The sequence below is a fragment of the Hymenobacter wooponensis genome, from assembly GCF_004745865.1.
GTDB classification, from domain to species: domain Bacteria; phylum Bacteroidota; class Bacteroidia; order Cytophagales; family Hymenobacteraceae; genus Hymenobacter; species Hymenobacter wooponensis.
In genome coordinates, this window is the sequence record NZ_SRKZ01000001.1 from 1,250,309 (window position 1) to 1,270,074 (window position 19,766).

Sequence of the window (19,766 nt, forward strand, 5' to 3'; positions counted from 1 at the left end):
AAGGTAACAAACCTCAACCGCACAAACACTCTCCCCAGATCTGGCGGCTCCCGCAGGAAAACGCTAAACCCAAGGAGAGTGTTCAAGTGGCCTACGGTTTCTTACTTGCCTGACTTTCGCTTGGTCTTCACTTTTTGGCCGTTAGCATCCTCTGTTTTCGTTTTGCCCTCGGGCATAGCAGCAGGCACTACGGCAGTTGCGGGAGTGGCCATGGCCACAACATTGTTTGTGAAGCTAGTCTCAACAACATCGTAACCTAGTTGCCGCAGCTCAGGCAAATACTTCCGGTCACCAACCACTACAATATACATTTTGTCAACGGGCAGGTTCTTTTGGGCAGCGGCCTGCACGTCAGCCGCCGTGAGCTGGCGCAGAATAGCTGCTTGCTGCTCCACAAAATCGGGCTTGAGGTTATACTCCAGCATACGGCTCAGGAACTGGGCCTTCTGGCGGCCAGTTTCATACTTGAGTGCCTCACTCTGGCCCACAGATGCCTGCAGAAACTGTAGCTCATCGGCCGAAATGCCCTCTCGATAGTTGGTAAGCTCCTTCATCATTTCGCGCACGGAGGCAGCAGTAGCATCAGCACGCACGCCGGCCTGGGCTGTAAAAGGTGCGGCGAAACGGGTGCTATTGAAGTCAGTGAAGGCACCATAGGTATAGCCTTTGTCCTCGCGCAGATTCAGGTTTACACGGGAATTGAAGGCGCCACCCAGCAGGTAATTAGCCAAGGTGGCGCGGTAGTAGTCGCCGGTAGCATCATAGGGCAGGGCCGTGAGGTATCCAATGCGGATTTCTGACTGCGGCGCGTTTTCCTTGGCTACAAAGTAGAGTTTGGTTTTATCGGGCTGCGGAGCGGCAGGTGCGGTGGCTAGGGCCGGCACCTCATGGCGAGGCCATGCCTGCAGGAACCCTAACTTTGGGGCCACCTGCTGCTGCGTTACGTCGCCGACGATGGTCAGGAAGCTGGCATTGGGCGCGAAGCTTTGCTGATAAAACTGCTTTATATCATCGAGCGTGATGCTGGTGATGCTAGCAGGCGTACCTGCTACTGCCACCCCCGTTACATTACCGGGTCCGTAGGCCAGTCCGTTGAATACTAAATCGGCTACCACGCGGGCTTGGCTCTGGAAGTCGTTCACCATGGCCAGCTGCTGCTTTTTCAGGCGCTCGAAGTCGGCGGGGTCAAAGCGAGGGTGCAGTAGCCGCTCCTCTACCAGAGCCAGCGTAGGGTCCAGATTTTTCGTCAGGCTTTGCACATACACCTTAATATCGTCGTCGCCAGCAGTAACATATATGCTGCTACCAAGGGCTTTCAAACGCGCTTCCAGCTCTTCTGTAGTGTACTTCTGAGAACCTTCATTCACCATCTTGGCCGTCATTTCGGCTAAGCCTACCTTATCAGGATGCGCCTGTAGCAAGCGCTGTCCGCCCTGAATAGTGAGCAACATGGTTACGGTAGGCACCTCGTCGTTGCGGGTTCCGATGACGCGTAGACCATTAGGCAACTCCTGCTGCCAGTATGCGGGCACCTTCAGCACAGGGTTGGCGCCCGGCTTGGGTTGCTTGCTACGGTCGAAGCTGTCTTTGGCCTTCACGTACTTAAGGCCCGCGTACTCATCCGTGGGGGCTTTGTAGCCGGCTTTGTCTATCGTGAAGTTGTCGGCGTGTGCTATCAATTCATTTTTCCCTTTAGGCACTACGCTGAGAATAACAGCAGGCTTGCCCTTTAGGTATTTGTTGTAAGCAGCCTGAACCGTAGCCGGCGTGAGGGCACGCAGGCGTTGCAACTGCAGAGGCAGCATGTTGGGGTTGCCGGCCAACGTTTGGTACTGAGCCAGTCTGCTGGCTTTGGAGCTGACGCTACTGAGACTATTGATCAGGTTAACTTCAGCCTGAGTCTTGTAGCGCTCCAGATCAGCCGCAGAAATCCCTTTCTTCTCGAACTCCACCAGCGTGCGGCGCACCCGGGCTTCGGCGCTGTCGAGGCGCTGCCCTTCAAAGGCCATTACGCCAATTACAAACTCGCCAGCCAGCTCCGAGTTGCTTTGGTAGCAAAAGGCCTCGGGCGCCAATTGGTTCTTTACCAGGTTTTTGTAGATCAGGCTGTTTTTGTCGCCGCCCAGCATGTCAGCTACAGCATCCAGAGCCACTTCATCGGGATGGTAAACTGGTACTGTGGGCATCGACAACATCAGCATGGGCTGGGTAATGTTGTCTTCGTAGCTTACATACCGGTTCTGGCCTAGTACCGGCGCGGGCAGCTTCACGTTGCGCACGGCCGGGCCGCGGTTAATGGGCCCAAAATACTTCTCAGCTAGCCGCACGGCCTGGGCAGGCTGCACATCGCCAGCAATAGTGAGGGTAGCATTGTTGGGACCGTACCAACGTAGAAAGAAGTTCTTGAGGTCGTCGACGTTGGACCGGTCCAAGTCGTCGAGGTAGCCAATAACTGGCCACGAATACGGATGCCCATAAGGAAACGTGGTACGCCCAATTATTTCGTAGGCTCGGCCATAAGGGCGATTATCTACATTCTGGCCGCGTTCATTTTTCACCGTAGCACGCTGGGTCTCAAACTTTGGCTGGGTCACGGCATCCAGCAGGAAGCCCATGCGGTCAGCTTCCAGCCACAGGCCGGTTTCCAGCTGGTTGCTGGGTAATGTTTCAAAGTAGTTAGTGCGGTCCTGGTTGGTAGTACCATTCAGGTCGCCGCCAGCGGCCGTTACCAGCTTAAAGTGCGCTTCATCGGCCACGTGATCGGAGCCTTGGAACATCATGTGCTCGAAGAAGTGGGCAAAGCCTGATTTCCCAACTTGCTCCCGGGCCGAGCCCACATGATAGGTCACGTCTACGTGTACCAGCGGGTCAGAGTGGTCTTCGTGCACAATGAGGGTGAGACCATTGGGCAGGACGTACTTCTCGTAGGGAATAACCAGTTCGTTTCCCTTGCGCGTTACTTTCTCTACCAACCGTGTACCGGTGGAAGAAGCTGCCGCTGCTTTAGAAGTGGAAGAGTTAGCAGGCTTTTGCTGCGCCATAGCAGGACCGACCGACAGCACCAAGCCTAGTAGGCCTAGAAAGTAACGAGATGACATACACACGAATTAATAAGACAAAAAAATACCCGTCATCTGCGACAGACGACGGGTAAATAAACTGGTTTCTATTGACTTATACTAAGACAGCCATTGAATAATTAACGCCTTTGCTAGGCCTGCTTTCTACTTCCGAATCAGGGCCCCGGCCTGCTTCTCGAACTGCGCAATCAGGCGTTGCATCACGCCATCGATGGCTTGGTCGGTGAGGGTTTGGGTGGGGTCCTGGAGCAGGAAGCTCACGGAGTACGACTTCTTATCGGCACCCAGGTTCTCGCCTTCGTATACATCGAATACGTTGAGGCTCTGCAGGAGCTTCTTCTCGGTGCGGCGGGCAATCTGCTGGAGCTGATCGAAGGTAACAGTCTTGTCTACTACCAATGACAGGTCGCGGCGCACCTCCGGGAACTTATGCAGCTCACGGCCTACCAGGGCGTTCTTGTACTTGCGCATCAGCCAGTCCCAATCCAGTTCGGCGTACCACACGGGCTGCGACACATCGAGGCGCTTGAGTACTGCGTTGGATACCGCACCCAGTTGGGCTACGGGCTGGTTCTGAGCCTGCAGCGTGAGGCCACCGGCCAGGTATGGGTGCTGCACCGGCTGCGACGTGGGGGCCGGGAAGCCTAGCGAGGCCAGCACCTGCTGCACCGCCCCAGCCAGCTGGTGGTAGGTAGCTTTCTCCGACTTCTGCTGCCAAGTTTCGGCGGCGGTGTTGCCAGTTATGTAGATGACGAGCTTGTTGTTCTCTTGATAAGCACCATCGGCAAGGCGGTGGTAGGTTTTGCCGAACTCGTAGAGCTTCAGGTCACGCTGGCGGCGGTTCACGTTGTAGCGCACCACTTCTAGGCCACTGAGCAGCATGGTGGGGCGCATCACGTTCAGCTCGGCGCTGTTGAAGTTCAGCAGGGGCACCAGCGTTTCGTCCGTCTCACCCTCCTTCTGGAAATATAGGGAGTTGGTGATGGAGTTGGTGATGATTTCGGAAAAGCCCTGCCCGCTGAGCAGGCGCGCCGTGTTCTGGCGGATGATTTCCGGGTCCGGGTTCGGGAACTTGGCCAGGAACGATGCCGAGTTGTGAGGCCGCAGGGCTACGTGGTTGTAGCCGTAGATGCGCAGAATCTCCTCAATCACGTCGGCCTCGCGGGTCACATCTACCTTGTGCGGCGGCACCGACAGAATCCACTCGGCCTGCCCTTTCTCGTCCTGCAGCTCTTCCGCAATGAGAATATCGAGGTCAGTGAGGATTTGACGGATGCGCTCCGGCGCAATGTACTGGCCTACGAGCTTCTCTACGCGGGGCAGGCGCAGGCGCACGGGCATGTGCCCAATGTGGGTGGGGTACACGTCTACCACGGGGGCGGCCACGGTGGCGCCGGCCACTTCCTGCAGCAGCAAGGCGGCGCGCTTCAGGGCGATTGGCACCATGTGCGGGTCGGTGCCACGCTCGAAGCGGAATGAGGCGTCGGTTTTGAGCTGGTGTACTTGGCCGCTCTTGCGCACGGCGGCTGGCTGGAAGTAGGCGCTTTCCAGGAAGATGCGGGTGGTCTGGTCCGATACGCCGGAGGTTTTACCCCCAAACACACCGGCCAAGGCCATGGGCGCGCCATTGGCATCAGCAATAACTAGGTCTTCGGCCTTCAGGGTGCGCTCTAGGCCATCTAGGGTCACGAACTTCTCACCGGCTTCGGCCCGCTTCACCCTGATCAACCCACCGGTAATCTGGTCGGCATCGAAGGCGTGCAGGGGCTGGCCTAGCTCATGCAGCACAAAGTTGGTCACGTCCACCACGTTATTGATGGGCGAAAGGCCAATGCTGCGCAGGCGGCGCTGCAGCCACTCAGGCGAGGGGCCTACGTGCACATTCTCCAGCAGCAAGCCGGCGTAGCGTGGGCTAGCCTCGGCATCTTCCAGCTCTACCCTGATGTTCTGGGCCGCCTCAGCGGGAGCGTGGAACTGGCTGATATCGGGTAGGTGGCAGGGCTGGCGCAGCAGGGCGCGCAGTTCCCGGGCCACCCCGTAGTGGGAAGCCGCATCGGCGCGGTTCGGCGTCAGGCCAATTTCGAATACAGAGTCGGAGCCCAGGCCGAAGTAGTCGGCGGCGGGGGTGCCATTGGGAAGCTCGGTGTCAAGCTCCATAATGCCGGCGTGCGAGGTGCCTAGGCCTATTTCATCCTCGGCGCAAATCATGCCTTCGGAGGCTGCACCCCTGATTTTCGACTTCTTGATTTTGAAAGGCTGCCCTTCGGTGGGGTGCAGCTCGGCCCCTTCAAGGGCTACTACCACCTTCAGGCCGGCGCGCACGTTGGCGGCACCGCACACGATCTGGCGGGGAGTGCCGTCGCCTACATCTACCGTGGTGAGGCTGAGCTTATCGGCATCGGGGTGCTTTTCGCAGGTGAGTACGGTGCCGAGTACCAGGCCGCGTAGGCCACCCGGCACGCTCTCCAGCTCCTCAATCCCTTCCACTTCCAGCCCGGAGCCAGTCAGCAGCTTGCCGATTTCCTCGGCGGGTTTATCGGTGGGGATGAGCGTACGGAGCCAGTCGAGGGATATTTTCATGATGGAGTTACCAGTTGTCGGTTGCCGGTTGCCAGTTTCCTGGCGCAGCAAAGGTACGGATTTGGGTTGGCGGCCGAAAAGGTGGCCTAGGCCTATTGCGGAGCAGCGGGCTGGAGTGGCCTAGGCCACTCTGTCATTCCGAGCGCAGCAAAGAATCTGGGGTATTCCTCTTAACTAATTGCCCCTGATTCCTCGCTGCTCCCGGAATGACAGTTCTACCTAATGCCCTTCGCCTTCCGCGTGAGTGGAGTGGTCGTGAAATTCCTGCTCGCCGGCTTTTATTTCAATGGGTAGGCGGTTGTCGGTGGGCGGCACGGGGCAAGCGTACCCGCTGTTATAAGCGCAGTACGGATTATAGGCCTCATTGAAATCGAGTACGATGTCGGTGGCGCCGTTTTGGGGCAGCGCCGCGTCGAGGTAACGGCCCCCGCCGTAGGTAGTAAACCCGTTGGTGCGGTCAGTGAACGGGATAAACAGCGTGGAGTCTTTGCCGTCGGCTTTCAGGAACATTGTGAGCTTATACTCCTGCTTGTTCAGAATAAAGGATGCCCGACCCCAGCGCAGGTACTTCTCGGCCTTGCCATCGGTGAGCGTCATGGGCACGGTGTCGCGCTGGGCAAAGGCTTCTAGTTGTGCCTCAAACCGGTACTCTTTATTGGGAGTGAAGTAACGCAAACTATCAAAGGCTTGGCGCTGCTCAGAGCTGAGCGGTGAGCCTTGCACCCGGCGGTAGCCATCGTCCTTTTCCTTGCGGGCCTTGCGCAGGCGGGCCGCGTACTGATCATCGTTAAAAACCAGATCCTTGAAAAAGTAGCCGAAGACAATCAGCAGCCCGATGCCGATAAGAAGTTTGGGATTAATGCGCATAAGCGCAAAGGTAGCGGGTAGATGCGGGTTGCTAATTGTTAAGTAATGACCATCATGTCGAGCTGGCTGAGACATCTCGCGTGCTGACGTTCGTTCTCAACAGCACGTCATCCTGAGCACAGCGAAGGATCTACTCGCGTGAGCACAAGACACTAGGCCAGTCGTTCTCTCATGACAAGATCCTTCCTTCGTCAGGATGACGTGCTAGTAGGCTGCTCTAGGCCGGCCCGCTGTTTACTACTGCAACATCAGCACGCGAACTGTCTCTACCAGCTTGATAGGACGTCCTGGTTGCCCGACACTGGCCTAGAGCATTCCTTCATCCGCGAAGCTGAAGTAGCCTTGGTCGGTATAGATGAGGTGGTCGAGCACGGGCAGGTCGAGGAATTGGCCGGCTTCTTTGAGCTTGCGGGTGAGGGCAATGTCGGCGGCGGAGGGGTTGCGGTTGCCGCTGGGGTGGTTGTGCACCAAAATGATAGACGAGGCCAGCTGCTCCAGAGCCTCCTTGAAAATCAGCTTCGGATCTGCCACGGTGCCGGCTACTCCGCCCCTGCTGATGCTCACGCTGCGCATCACCACGTTGGCGCGGTTAAGCAGAATCACCCAGAACTCCTCGTGGGGCAAATCTTGCAGGTGGGGCCGGATGAGCTGATGAATATCTCGGGAGCTGGTGATGGTAACGCGGGCGGCGGCATCGGCCTCTTTGCGGCGGCGGCCCAGCTCCAGCGCGGCCACAATGGTAATGGCTTTGGCCTCGCCAATGCCCTTTTGGCGCATCAGCTCCTTAATAGGGAAGCGAGCCAACGTGTTTAGGTCGTTGTTGGCGGCATTGAGCACCAGCTTGGCTACATCTACTGCCGAGAGCTTGGCGGTGCCAGAGCCGAGCAGGATGGCCATAAGCTCAGCATCAGATAGGGCGGCCCGCCCCTTTTGCATAAGCTTTTCCCGGGGCCGGTCTTCCTCGGCCCAGCTCTTGATACCAAATGCGGAAGGGGTTTCGTAGCGAATAGGAGCGGCGGAGTCAGCGGGGGTATCGGATAGATTTTCAGCCAGATTGTCAAACTCTTGCATAAGGCACTCTTGTTGTAACGACCGGAAAATAAAGCAAAAACCTGACTCCATCGTCTGCGTTCATACGCGCGGCCACAAACTAACTGCCGCTCCTGGAGTTTCTATCCTCACTATGTCCCGTTCCCTTTCTAGCATTTTCTTTCTGCTGCTGATTGTAGCGGCGGAAGTGTATGGCCTACAGGCCGTTCGTACTGCGCTACAGAGCGCCACTCCGCTGGCCCGCCGCAGTGCCAGCATTATCTACTGGCTGCTAACCGTGAGTATTTGGGTCCTGGGCATCTGGGCCATTATGAACCGGACTCAGCACGCCTCTTTCCGCTCCTATTTCGGTGGGCTGCTCTTGGCCATGATTGCGGCCAAAATTGTGATTCTGCTACCGCTGCTGCTTGAAGACCTTGTGCGCGTGGTGCGGTGGGCCGCCCAATCCCTGGGCAATAGGCCTAGCGGTTCTCCCGAGAGCCCCGCTATTACCCGCAGTGAGTTTATCAGCCGTCTGGCGCTGGTGTTGGGCGCTATTCCCTTCGTGGCTTTGATTTGGGGCATGGTGAAGGGCGGCACCGACTACACCGTGAAGCGCGTGACGCTGCGCTTCCCTAACCTGCCCGCTTCATTCGATGGCTTCAAGGTGCTGCAGATTTCCGACCTGCACACTGGCTCGTTCCAGTCGAAAGAGCCCCTGCAGCGTGCCGTGGCCATGATCAACAAGCAGAACGCCGACCTCGTGTTCATGACCGGCGACTTGGTAAACAACTACGCCCATGAGGTGGAGGAGCACATTGAAACGCTGGCGGGCATCAAGTCCGATCTGCCGATCTACTCCATCCTCGGTAACCACGATTACGCTGACTATATCAACTGGGCCGACCAGGGTGGCCTAGCCGCGAAGCAGGCTAACCTGCAGCGCCTGATGCAGAACCACGCCAAAATTGGCTGGAAGCTGATGATGGATGAAAGCCACCACATTGAGCGCAACGGCGAGAAGATTGCCATTATTGGTGTGCAGAACTGGGGCGCACGCATGGGCTTCCCGAAGTACGGCAACCTCGCCAAAGCCCACGCCCAATCTGATGCGCCCTTCAAGATCCTGCTCTCCCACGACCCTTCTCACTGGGATGGCGAAGTGCACCAGTACGAGGACATCGACCTGACGCTTTCTGGCCACACTCACGGTATGCAGTTTGGCGTGAACCTGCCCTTCCTCAAGTGGAGCCCGGTGCAGTATGCCTACCGGCAGTGGGCCGGGCTGTATCAGCGAGGTAAGCAATACCTGTACGTTAACGCTGGCTTGGGCTTTATTGGCTATCCGGGCCGGGTGGGCTTCTTGCCCGAGATTACCGTGTTTGAGCTGCGCCGCGCCTAGGCCACTCCCCTGCATTTAAATAGTGCGTTTATCATCCGGAAAGGCCTCTCTTCATCTGAAGGGAGGCCTTTCTTGTGGGCCGTTACGAGGTATGTAGCAACCAGAGCAGAACAGTAGGCGTATATCTCGCATTATTAATTTTCTCTCCCTCCCAGTTCCTCTCTCAACTCTCTCATTCCCATGAAAAAGACTCTGTTTTTGCTTTCGTGCGCCGTAGGTCTCACGATGGCTTCGTGCTCGCAGAATAAAACCGAAGACACCGCTACCACTACGGCCCCCGACGGTACTACCACGACCACCACAACGACGACTACCACATCGTACTCAGAAGATGCTATTCAGCGCCGCGCCGACCGCATGGCCGCCGACATGGCCGCCAAAATGAAGCTCGACGATGCTACCCGCACCAAAATCCGGACGGTATACATCACGCGCGGCCAGCGCATTGGCGAGTTGCAGCAGAAGTACGCCACCGACACCACGGGCATGGCCGCCGCGATGCGCGACGTGTACACCTCCTCCGATGCAGAAATGAAATCGGTATTTACCGATCCGACGCAGTACTCAGCGTATGAGTCGAGCCGCATGGAGTACATGGATGACCGGTACATGGACGACGATATGTCGGCCTCATCCAGCATGGATTCCTCTTCCATGAGCAACTCGGCTACTAGCAGCACCAGCAGCACTACCGAATCGGGTATGGCAAGCGGCAGCGGCGATGGCAAAGTAAAAATCAAGCGCGACGGCGACGTGAAGCTGAAAGACTCAGAAGGCAACAAGGCGAAGATTGATGCCGATGATGCCACTATCAAAACCAAACCAGCGGACGGCGGCAAAACCGTCATCAAATAGCTAACTCGCTAGGCCACCTTATTGGCTAGTATCCATTTTAAAAGCCCGCACCTGCAACGGTGCGGGCTTTTTTCGTCTCCCTTATGCACTTGTCCGTCGACCGAACCTGGCTTATTGTAGGTTGCAAGTGAATTTTACCGCCTGGTCTGCGTTAGTTTGTGCGTTGATGTTATTTGGATTCACTCATAGTATGTTTCGCCGCTGGCTATTGCTGTTCTTGCTTATGCTGCTGGGTGCGGGTGCCGCTAAAGCGCAAGTCCGCGTGACGGGTAACATTTCTGATGCCACTACGCGCAAACCGGTGCCGGGTGCCTCCGTTGTTATTCAGCGCAACCGCCAGGGGGTACTGGCCAATCCTGAGGGCGACTTCAGCATTTCGGCGGCCAGAACCGATACGCTTATCTTCCGGGCCGTAGGCTTTAAGCCGCAGCGTTTGCCCCTGGGAGGCACCGGCCTTTCTCAGCTTATCGTGCAAATCAAGCTTCAGCAAGACACGGTGCAGCTCGGCGAAGTGCGCGTGACAGAGGGCCGCCCCGACCGCGCCGCCATCAACAAAGCCCTTCGTAACATTAAGCGGCCTAGCACCGCCCCCACTAGTGCCGTAAAGCGCCCACCAGCGCCAAAACCGCTTTTCCCCGTCGATTCTACGGCACCTAAAGCGCCTACGCCCACTATTGGTAGCCCAATCAGCCTAATCTATGAGCAGTTCTCGCGGGAGGGCAAGCAACGCCAGAAAATGATAGAGATTCAGGCCCAGGAAAACGCCGAAAAGGCCCGCCAGGCCCGCCAGAAGTACAACAAGAACTTCAAGGACAACCGCGGGTATGAGTGATGCGATGACAAGGTGAAGTAGTTAAGGAAATAGGAAGTAAAGTGTTACTCCGCGGAATGTCGTGCGTCCTCGCAATGACATACTAGGCCACTTGCCTCCTCACCAGCTCACTTCACCACCTCACAAACTCACCATTTCGCTATTTCTTACGTACAGCCGATATATGAAAATCGGCTATCCTTGCGTAAACGAGTCTCTGGACTGCACTTCTACCAGCACATTTCGGCTGGCTTCTTATACCGATGAGCGCCTGGAGCTCACAGTGCGTAATAACCTGAACTGCCTGTTGCGCATTCTGGAGTTTAACGTAGCCCAGGGTATGCTCTTCTTCCGCATTGGCTCGGGCGTGGTGCCCTTTGGCTCCCACCCCGTCAATACTTTTCCCTGGCAGACGCACTTCGCAGCGGAGTTTAGGGCGGTGGGCGACTACATCAAAGCGCACAATATGCGCGTGTCGTTTCACCCCGACCAGTTTGTGGTACTGAACTCACCCGATGCGGGCATAGTGGAGCGGAGCATTGCGGAGCTGGTTTACCAGGGCTCCATGCTAGACCTGATGGGCCTCAATAGCACGCATAAGCTCCAGATACACGTGGGTGGCTTATACGGCGACCGGGAGCTGGCCATTTCGCGCTTTATTGACACGTACCGGCGCCTGCCGGAGGCCGTTACGGCCCGACTGGTTATCGAGAACGATGACCGGCTATTTAGTCTGCAGGACTGCCTGCGGGTGCATGAGGCGGTGGGTATTCCAATCTTGTTCGACAATTTCCATCATGAGTGCCTGAACCACGGCGAGCCAATGTCCGAAGCCCTGCAGCTGGCGGCCAGCACCTGGCACCCGGAGCGCGACGGCACCATGATGATGGATTATAGCTCGCAGGCTCCTGGTGAGCGGAAGGGCAAGCATACATCCTCTCTGGTGGAGGAGCTGTTCCGCGAGTTCCTTACGCACTTGCAAGGCGTAAACCCCGACATCATGCTGGAGATAAAGGACAAGGAAATTAGTGCCCGGCGCGCCGTAGCTATTCTGCACGAGCTTGGCTTGGCATCTCCTACTTCTGCCACCCCGCAGTCATTACCTATCTAACTCACTTTCTTACCGACCTTTCTTTCTGACTTCCCTCATGGCGAAATCCTCGAATACCCCCGATACCAAACAGCTTGACGATACTCTCCGCGCCCTGCAGGGTGGCCTAACCAGCATTCCGCTCAGCACAGCTAATACTACTATTGATGATTGGCAGGAAGTGCTGCAGCAAAGCGGCATTCCGGCCCTGCAAGACATCGACCGGGAGTTGGGCAACCTGCAATCGATGCTTAGCGTGGGTGCCAAGGGCCTAGATGGTAAAGCAATCGGCCGCTCCCTGAGCATGCTCGGCAGCCAAACTACCCAGGTAGCAGCCACCGCCCAAGGCGACTTGCGCTCCTCCCTTACTGCCCTAGCCGACTTCCTGCTAAGAGCTGGTGGCGACTTAGAGCAAGACGCTTAACCTACCCTGTTTTACAGCCCAACGGCTTCTGGTGCACTGCATCAGAAGCCGTTGGGCTGTATAGGCCTAGGGCCGCGGCGTGGAGTAGTGGTTTTACGTTGAGAGGATTAGCTGTGAGGCGTAGGTAGAGGCTCCTTGTCTAGGCCACCCATTAACCTTCTTCACAGTGGCTTATAGCGTTTACAGCCTGTGCACAGCCTAAAAGGTATCGTTTTACGCTAGGCCACCGTAAGCAGTTGAGCTATGTAGTAAGGTGCTATGCATTAGCTTGCAGCCGTGCTACTTTGGTACCCACCCTCTGCATTTCTCCCCTTACCCTACTGTACTTGCGCCCGCGTTGTTTATGGATAGCTTAACCAAGATTGAAGACCTAGGCAAACCGCGGGTAGTTATTGTGGGAGGTGGGTTTGCGGGGCTAGAGCTGGCCCGGGAGCTGCGGCACGCCCCCGTCCAAGTTGTGCTTATCGACCGTCAGAACTACCATGCATTCCAGCCCTTGCTGTACCAGGTGGCTACGGCAGGCCTAGCGGCCGATAGCATCGTGTCGCCGTTTCGCAAGATTCTGGATGGGCAGGAGAATTTCTTCTTCCGCATGGCCGAGGTCCAATCAGTTGATACCGAGCAGCACCTGCTGGAGACATCCATCGGCATGCTGCGCTACGATTATTTGGTGCTGGCTACTGGTGCCACTAGCAACTTCTTCGGCGATGCCCAGATGCAAAAGCACGCCATTACACTCAAAAGCGTAGCCGATGCCATTGAGCTGCGCAACACCGTGCTAGCCAATTTTGAGCAAGCCCTGCAGCTCGGCGACATGGAGCAGCTCAACAGCTTGCTCGATTTTGTAATTGTGGGCGGTGGCCCCACCGGAGTTGAAATTGCGGGTGCCCTCAGTGAGTTGCGCACCCACGTATTCCCGCGCGACTACCGGGAAATAGACTTCAAGGAGATGGATATACACCTGATCCAGAGCGGCCCAGACCTGCTGAAGGGCATGTCGAAGGAGGCCTCCCAAAAGTCGTTGGAGTATCTGCAGCAGTTTGGAGTGCAAGTGTGGCTAAATCGGCGCGTGAAGTCCTATGATGGCTATACCGTTACGCTCAACACCGGCGAAAAACTCATTACTCGCACCCTCATTTGGGCAGCTGGCGTTACGGGCAGCCCCATTAGTGGCCTACGTCCCGAGAGCTTGCTGCCCAGCAACCGCTACCAGGTAGATGAATACAACCAGGTGGCCGGCTACGACAACATATTTGCCATCGGCGACATTGCCGCCATGCTAAGTGAAGCCTACCCCGACGGGCACCCCATGGTAGCGCAGCCCGCCCTGCAACAGGGCAAATTACTAGCTCAGAACCTGACCGAACACTTGGCTGGCCGCCCCCGGCAGCCCTTCCGCTACGATGACAAAGGTGGCATGGCCACTATTGGCCGCAACCACGCCGTAGCCGATGTCAAGCTCTTTGGCCGCGAATACCATTTAGGTGGCCTACTAGCCTGGATAGCCTGGAGTATTGTGCACGTGCTGTCGTTGGTGAGCTTCCGCAACCGCCTCGCGGTGTTTCTGAACTGGAGCTGGAGCTACTTCAGCTACGACAAAGGCCTCCGCTCCATCATTGGCGGCAGCAGAATCAGCCAGCCCTTGGAGCAGCCACACGACGACAAAGCCATTACTTAGGCCTGGCACTTTACAGTGCAAAGATCTTGAAAGCAAGAGTTAGTTGGGGCAGACTGGCTAGGTTCAGCTAGTTCTCTTCTCGCCTTATCACCTTTATTAAGAGCAAGAGTTGCTCTTGCTCTGGGTTAGCTCGCAGTTGTCGATGCTGCCTGAAGAGTTTCCAGCCGCTGCTGATGCTGCATACCCCAGGCTTTCAAGACCTCAATAACGGGATCAAGTGAGCGGGCATAGGGTAAGACGTGGTATTCTACCACTACCGGAGGGCCAGGGTGCACCGTGCGGGCAATAAACTGATGCGCTTCCAAATCCTTCAACTCCTTGGCCAGCACCTTGGTGGAGATACCTGGCACGCTGCGCTCCAACCCGCGGAAATGCCGCGTGCCCGTGCTGAGCGCTACAATGATCTGGAGTTTCCATTTACCATTAAGCACCAGCAACGCGTTGCGCAAAGCCTGCATCGTTAGGGCACACTCAGAAAGTTTGTGGGCAGTCATAGGAGTAGAGAATGCTATCAGGAAGCGCCATTGTTCCTGGTTACCTACTGGTAATCAGACTACGGCCACGTAATCTGTAGTTGCGGCAAGATACTAACAATCGGATGGGTTGATTACTTGAGGTAATCTGAGTACCAGAAAACTCGCTTTGGTACTCAGTGAACGGGCAGTTGCTCTTGGCCAATGTACCAAGGACGGGTAGCCCTACAGTGTCAACCTCATTTACCCTCACCTCATGCAGATTTTGCACATCATTTCCAGCGCCCGCGGGGCCGAGTCCTACAGCACGCAGCTCAGCCAGGGCATCATTGACAAGCTTACCGCCGCGCACCCCAACAGTACGGTTGTTGCACGTGACTTGGCCAAGGCCCCTTTCCCGCACCTTGAAGAAGCCCACCTACAGGCTTACTTCACACCCGCCGAAGGCCGTTCGGCTGAGCAGCAGGAGGCCGTGCGCCACTCCGACGAGGCAATTGCGCAGGTAATGGCGGCCGATACTCTCGTTATTGGAGTGCCGTTCTACAACTTTACCATTACTTCCTCGCTCAAGTCGTGGCTCGACCACCTGACGCGGGCAAACATTACGTTCCGCTACACTCCTACCGGCCCGGAGGGACTTATCACGGGTAAGAAAGTGTACCTGGCTATTGCCAGCGGCGGCATCTATTCCGAAGGGCCTATGCAGCCCTATGACTTTGCTACGCCGTATCTGCGCTGGATGCTGGGATTCCTGGGCATGACCGACGTGACCGTGGCCCGCGCTGAAGGCGTGAAGCTGCCCGAATTCCAGTCCACTGCCTTACAAAAAGGTCTTGACAGCGTAACCGTTTGAGTCAAGCCAGCTAAATTCAGTAATTAGCTGACTTGCCAATCAAGAGCGTTCTGTGGAGCTTATTGTAGCATTATACCTGCAGTGCCAACTTGATTTTCACTGCAGGTGTAATGTTTCAATAAGCTCCACATGGTCGTTTTTCGACTGCTTTAAGCAACCACGTTAGCTAAGATTAGCCCTTGCTAGCAACCATTCCCCAGCTTATCTGATAATAACCCCAGGGCGCAATTCTGCCCTTTAGGCTCCAATGGAAATACCATACCTTAGCCCCTCCGCCATTGTGCAGTACCGCACCAACCGGCGCTATTCTATCCTATGCTCCTCATGCAAGCATTAACTGACCTTCCGTCGCTGCAGCAAGTAGCGGCCTCCCTCACCGAGTACTGGTCGCCGCGAGTAGTGGCTGAGTTTGACGACTCTTACGTGAAAGTGGCCAAAGTACACGGCTCCCTGGCTTGGCATAGCCACGAGCACGAAGATGAAGTCTTTTTCGTGTTGAAAGGCCACTTGCGCATTGAGCTGGCGCAGGGAGCCGTTGAGTTGCCGGAGGGCGCCCTCTACGTAGTGCCCAAGGGGGTTGAGCACAATCCCGTGGCCGAGCAAGAGTGCCACATCATGCTGATAGATAAGAAGTCAACCCTACATACAGGTAACGTTACTACGGAGAAGACCCGCTCTTTGAACGAGCAGCTCCGTCCTCTATAGCACGATAATACAGTTCCTAAAAGCCGCTTGACTCGCATTTTGAGCCATCGGTAGCGGCTGATTAGTCTCTACACCTCTTCCATCGGGCCTGAAAAAACAAAACCCGCATTTCTGAATCAGAAATGCGGGTTTTGTTTTTGGGTGGAGCTGCAGGGATTCGAACCCTGGTCCAGACAAGGAAGCCGTCGAGCTTTCTACGTGTGTATCTATGCTTGAATTTTCGAGACATTCCAGGCGCACATCAGGCCCTTGGTTTGTCCTTATCTGCTTTAGTTTCGCCGAAGGGTCGCAGCGCCCCCAGGACTATCCTACTACTTACGACGCCCCGAACTCACCCGTGAGAAGGAGGACGGATGCGGGACGATGACAGTGCTTAGTACCTAGACTAGGCAGCCATGGCGTAGCTATACTCGCCGGTTGTTGTTTGGATGAATTTTTGGCGGGAGATTTATCCAACTCCCGACACGCTTACTCGCGACCTGCACAAGCTGTCAATTCCGGTCAGCCCCAATTTAGAAAGAACGAGACCCGCCACGAAAGGCGGGGTGCGAATGTACGCACATCAGGGAGAAAACGTTGCTTGGGGCCGAAAATGTTCCCGCTAGGCCACTTCATTCGGTGAAAAGCAAGGTGTGTAAAGTGGCCTAGAAATTTGGTAGAGCACCTGTAAAAAGCCCGTTATGCCTCGTCTGCGCTCGGCATAACGGGCTTTTTACAGGTGTTGCCAGCTACTTCATAGTGGCGCTTTTGGGCTGAAAGCCGGGTTGCCCAGTTTGCCAGAGGCCGAAAGCCAGCAGATCCGCCATGACTTCGAACTGCTTCTGCTTGGAGTCGCCGATGCCGTGGCCGGCTTCGTAATCGGTGAAGAACAGCACGGGCTTGCCGGAGGTGGTGCTGGCTTGCAGGCGGGCGGCAAACTTGGCGGGTTGCCAAGCAATAACGCGGGGGTCGTTGAAGCCCGCCGTAACCAGCGTGGCCGGGTATTTTGTACCAGGCTGCAAGTGTAGGTAGGCATCCATCTCCAGTAGTCCCTTGGCCTCATCCTCCTTGGCCATGGTCCCGAACTCAGGGATATTGACCGGGCCGTTGGGGGAGTTTTCCATGCGCACCGCGTTTAGGCAGCCCACTTCCGGAATAGCAGCGGCAAACAGATCGGGCCGCTCGGTCATGGCGCGGCCAATCAGGATACCACCGGCACTGCCCCCGTTGATAGCAATATGACCGGGGGCGGTGTACTGGTTTTTGACCAGATACTCAGCCGAAGCAATAAGGTCTTTCCAGGTATTGGGCTTAGTGGTTTTCTGGCCGGCTTTGTGCCACTCCTCGCCTAGCTCGCCCCCACCGCGCACGTGGGGCACGGCCAGAATACCACCCTGCTGTGGCCAGAGCAAATACGACGGCATCAGGGTGGGCTCTATCGCCCGCGAATACGCCCCGTAACCAACCATCAGGGTAGGTGCGCTACCGTCGCGCTTCAACCCTTTCTGGTAAATCAACGACAGGGGCACTTGCACGCCATCGTGCGAGGGCACCATGAGCTCTTCCACTACCAGATCAGCAAACTCCGGGTACTGCACCTCCGACGACAGCGGCTCGGGCACAAATTTGCTGCCGGCCAGGTCGTAGCGGTAGCGCTGCCGATCAGTAGCCCAGCCACCCATAGTCACCCATAAATCCGGAGACTGAGCGTTTTTGGCTACCAGTTCCAGCCGACCCGCCGCTTGTGGCAGTTTCAGCTCGCGCACCGTTTTCGAGCCCTTCGGCACAAAGTACAGCCGGGTTTGCACGCCGTTGCGGGAGCGCACGAAGTAGAGGCCATCCTTAGTGGTTTTTAGCTGTTCGTCGATGATGGCTTCATTAGCACTTTCGGGCACCAGCACCTCGGCCGTGGCTACCTCGGGGCGGGCAGCGGCTATACGCATTAGTTTCTGGCGCGGCGTATGTTTGGAGGTTACAAAATAGATGTATCGGTCGTCGGACACGAAGTTGGTAATCTCATCGGTGGGCCGAAACAGCGTCTGCCAGGGCACATTTGGCTTGCTTAGGGCGGCAGCCGGAGCATAAAAGGCGTGCAGGTAGCGGTCCACGGAATACAAGAAGCCGTAGGCCAGTCGGGTGTCTCGGTCTACGCCCGCGTAGGGGTACTCAGAAGGCTTGATGCCAAGCTTGGGATACAGCTGCGAGGAGAAAATTACCTTGTCTTGACTGGCCGGCGTACCCACCCGATGCAGGCGGCACTGAGTGTTTTGGCGAGCAGCCATGTCTTTGAGGTCGGCATTGTTATAGGGCAGGTAGGTAATGCTCTGGTTGTCGGGCAGCCACTCCCCACCGCCACGCGTGAGCGGCAGCTGTTCGGGGTAAAGCTTCCGCGTCTTGACATCCAGGATGAGCATGCGGCCTAGCTCCGCTCCTTTCTCCGTAATGCCAAACGATACTTTGGAGCCGTCGTTACTGGGAGCAAACCCACTGATATTAAATAGCTTGCCGGCTTCGAACGTCTCAGGATCGAAGAGCAGCGTTTCGGAACCGGTATACCCTTCGCGGCAATAGAGCTTGGGCTGCTGGTCTTCGGGTCGCGACTTGAAATAGAAATACCGGTCGTTGTCGGCCACGCGCAGGTCGGTTACGCGGGTGGCTTTGCGCTTATCAAATGCCACCATCTGGTCAATGAGCTTTTGCCGGCCCGGAATGGCATCGAGGTTTTGGCGGGCGTAGGCGGCCTGGGCCTTCATCCAGGTTTGCACGGCCGGGTCCGTAAGGTTTTCGAGGTTGCGGTATGGGTCCGTCACCTTCACGCCAAAATAGGTATCAGTGGCGGGCACGGAGGGTGCTGAGGGCTGGCCTAGTACGGCAGTTGCTACTAGGCCTAGCGCCAGTAGGGAGCATAGAAATTTAGGCATGAGGATATAAAGTGGAAAGGATGTGGAAGGACAGAGTAGAACCCCAATGGTAGGCCACTCACTCAGGGCTGAATGCACTGCATCGGAGGCAATGCCCGCTGACCACTAGATTTCTAGTCTGGACTCGGCTAAGACCAAAGCTACGCGCTGCTATCATCCAGAAAATGAGTAATATTACCTATACCCTATTCTTTCTGGATTGCCCCTGGCCGCCTTATCTGCTCTGCCATGTTTCGCCTCCGCACCACCGATTTTCTGCGCCTCAATCAGGCTATCACGTTCATCTACGCCGAGCTGGAGCCTGCCACGTTATTTGACCGGTTGTCGGAGGCAGCGGCATTAGTCATTCAGGCCGAAACGGCATGCTTTGATGGACTTGACCCTAGTGGGCGCGTAGGCCACTTGGGGGCGTACCCGGAGGCAATGTTCTCGGCGCTGACCTTCTCTCACCTAGCTACGCATTTACTGGATCATCCGCTCTTCCCGGCCATTATGGAGCAGGGCTTCGCTCAGCCCTTGCGCACTTCCGATGTGGTACCGCTTAGCCGGTTTCAGGATACGGCGCTGCATTATGAATTCTATCGGCCACTGGCCATCACCCATCAGCTTGTAGTAGGCCTGCCAGTAGCACATTACGGCCGGGTTACCTGCGCCGTTAATCGCTCCCACCGAGATTTCACGGCCACCGACCAAGCCTTGCTACAACTGCTGGTGCCCCACTTCCAGGCCGCCGTGCGGCTGAGCCAAACCCTGCGTGAACTGCGGCAGCAAGTGCCGCCGACGGCCACACAAGCTACGCAGGAGCTTACCCCGCGTGAATCCGTAATTCTAGGCCACCTTATGCACGGCCTACCCGATAAGGAAATCAGCCGCGTGTGCGGCATCAGTCCGCGGACGGTGCAAAACCATTTGCAGAATATTTACACCAAACTAGAGGTGGATAACCGCACGGCGGCTCTATGCCGAGTATTGGGGGTGGCGGGGTAATAAGCCACCGGCCTGGCTTCCAAACCCCGGCT

Annotated in this window: 15 protein-coding genes and 1 other RNA gene; 9 read left to right on the forward strand and 7 right to left on the reverse strand. The window is 56.5% G+C overall.

Going from position 1 to position 19,766, the window contains the following annotated elements; all coding sequences use genetic code 11:
- Window positions 1–101 precede the first annotated feature (101 nt).
- The 4 genes from EU557_RS05220 to radC form a co-directional block, all read right to left on the reverse strand.
- Complete coding sequence (locus tag EU557_RS05220) at window positions 102–3,098, reverse strand: M16 family metallopeptidase (protein ID WP_135529334.1); 2,997 nt, start codon at window positions 3,096–3,098, stop codon at window positions 102–104.
- Window positions 3,099–3,224: 126 nt separating this feature from the next.
- On the reverse strand, window positions 3,225–5,660 hold the full coding sequence (gene pheT, locus EU557_RS05225) for a phenylalanine--tRNA ligase subunit beta (RefSeq protein ID WP_135529335.1): 2,436 nt from the start codon (window positions 5,658–5,660) through the stop codon (window positions 3,225–3,227).
- 219 nt (window positions 5,661–5,879) lie between these two features.
- Window positions 5,880–6,527: a DUF1684 domain-containing protein gene (locus EU557_RS05230; protein ID WP_167855092.1), complete on the reverse strand. Its 648-nt coding sequence runs from the start codon at window positions 6,525–6,527 to the stop codon at window positions 5,880–5,882.
- 306 nt (window positions 6,528–6,833) lie between these two features.
- The gene (radC, locus tag EU557_RS05235; RefSeq protein ID WP_135529337.1) at window positions 6,834–7,598 is read right to left on the reverse strand and encodes a RadC family protein; all 765 of its coding nucleotides are present in this window, start codon (window positions 7,596–7,598) and stop codon (window positions 6,834–6,836) included.
- 112 nt (window positions 7,599–7,710) lie between these two features.
- Between radC and EU557_RS05240 the strand changes: the two genes are divergently transcribed.
- From EU557_RS05240 to EU557_RS05265, 6 genes are all read left to right on the forward strand, one after another.
- Complete coding sequence (locus EU557_RS05240; RefSeq protein WP_135529338.1) at window positions 7,711–8,958, forward strand: metallophosphoesterase; 1,248 nt, start codon at window positions 7,711–7,713, stop codon at window positions 8,956–8,958.
- Window positions 8,959–9,138: 180 nt separating this feature from the next.
- Entirely contained in the window at window positions 9,139–9,813 is a 675-nt protein-coding gene (locus tag EU557_RS05245; protein WP_135529339.1) for a hypothetical protein, read from the forward strand.
- Between the two features lie 190 nt (window positions 9,814–10,003).
- A complete protein-coding gene (locus EU557_RS05250; RefSeq protein ID WP_167855093.1) occupies window positions 10,004–10,645 on the forward strand; it encodes a carboxypeptidase-like regulatory domain-containing protein in 642 nt (213 codons plus the stop codon).
- A 163-nt stretch (window positions 10,646–10,808) separates the two neighbouring features.
- Window positions 10,809–11,735 carry a UV DNA damage repair endonuclease UvsE gene (gene uvsE / locus EU557_RS05255; RefSeq protein WP_135529341.1) on the forward strand — a complete coding sequence of 309 codons (927 nt, stop codon included), beginning with the start codon at window positions 10,809–10,811 and terminating at the stop codon, window positions 11,733–11,735.
- A 37-nt stretch (window positions 11,736–11,772) separates the two neighbouring features.
- A complete protein-coding gene (locus tag EU557_RS05260; protein WP_135529342.1) occupies window positions 11,773–12,138 on the forward strand; it encodes a hypothetical protein in 366 nt (121 codons plus the stop codon).
- Between the two features lie 343 nt (window positions 12,139–12,481).
- Window positions 12,482–13,816 carry an NAD(P)/FAD-dependent oxidoreductase gene (locus tag EU557_RS05265; protein WP_135529343.1) on the forward strand — a complete coding sequence of 445 codons (1,335 nt, stop codon included), beginning with the start codon at window positions 12,482–12,484 and terminating at the stop codon, window positions 13,814–13,816.
- Between the two features lie 125 nt (window positions 13,817–13,941).
- On the opposite strand, the gene EU557_RS05270 is transcribed toward EU557_RS05265, so the two are convergent.
- Window positions 13,942–14,310, reverse strand: a complete 369-nt coding sequence (locus EU557_RS05270) for a winged helix-turn-helix transcriptional regulator (RefSeq protein ID WP_135529344.1) — start codon at window positions 14,308–14,310, stop codon at window positions 13,942–13,944.
- Between the two features lie 235 nt (window positions 14,311–14,545).
- Between EU557_RS05270 and EU557_RS05275 the strand changes: the two genes are divergently transcribed.
- Together EU557_RS05275 and EU557_RS05280 are read left to right on the forward strand one after the other, a co-directional pair.
- Window positions 14,546–15,142, forward strand: coding sequence for an FMN-dependent NADH-azoreductase (locus tag EU557_RS05275; protein ID WP_135529345.1), 597 nt, complete (start codon window positions 14,546–14,548; stop codon window positions 15,140–15,142).
- Window positions 15,143–15,466: 324 nt separating this feature from the next.
- On the forward strand, window positions 15,467–15,847 hold the full coding sequence (locus EU557_RS05280; RefSeq protein ID WP_135529346.1) for a cupin domain-containing protein: 381 nt from the start codon (window positions 15,467–15,469) through the stop codon (window positions 15,845–15,847).
- A 139-nt stretch (window positions 15,848–15,986) separates the two neighbouring features.
- Here EU557_RS05280 and ssrA read toward each other — a convergent pair.
- Both ssrA and EU557_RS05290 read right to left on the reverse strand, forming a co-directional pair.
- Window positions 15,987–16,356, reverse strand: a transfer-messenger RNA (tmRNA) gene (ssrA, locus tag EU557_RS05285).
- Window positions 16,357–16,575: 219 nt separating this feature from the next.
- Window positions 16,576–18,747, reverse strand: a complete 2,172-nt coding sequence (locus EU557_RS05290) for a prolyl oligopeptidase family serine peptidase (protein WP_135529347.1) — start codon at window positions 18,745–18,747, stop codon at window positions 16,576–16,578.
- Window positions 18,748–18,975: 228 nt separating this feature from the next.
- Between EU557_RS05290 and EU557_RS05295 the strand changes: the two genes are divergently transcribed.
- The gene (locus EU557_RS05295) at window positions 18,976–19,734 is read left to right on the forward strand and encodes a helix-turn-helix transcriptional regulator (RefSeq protein WP_135529348.1); all 759 of its coding nucleotides are present in this window, start codon (window positions 18,976–18,978) and stop codon (window positions 19,732–19,734) included.
- Window positions 19,735–19,766 lie beyond the last annotated feature (32 nt).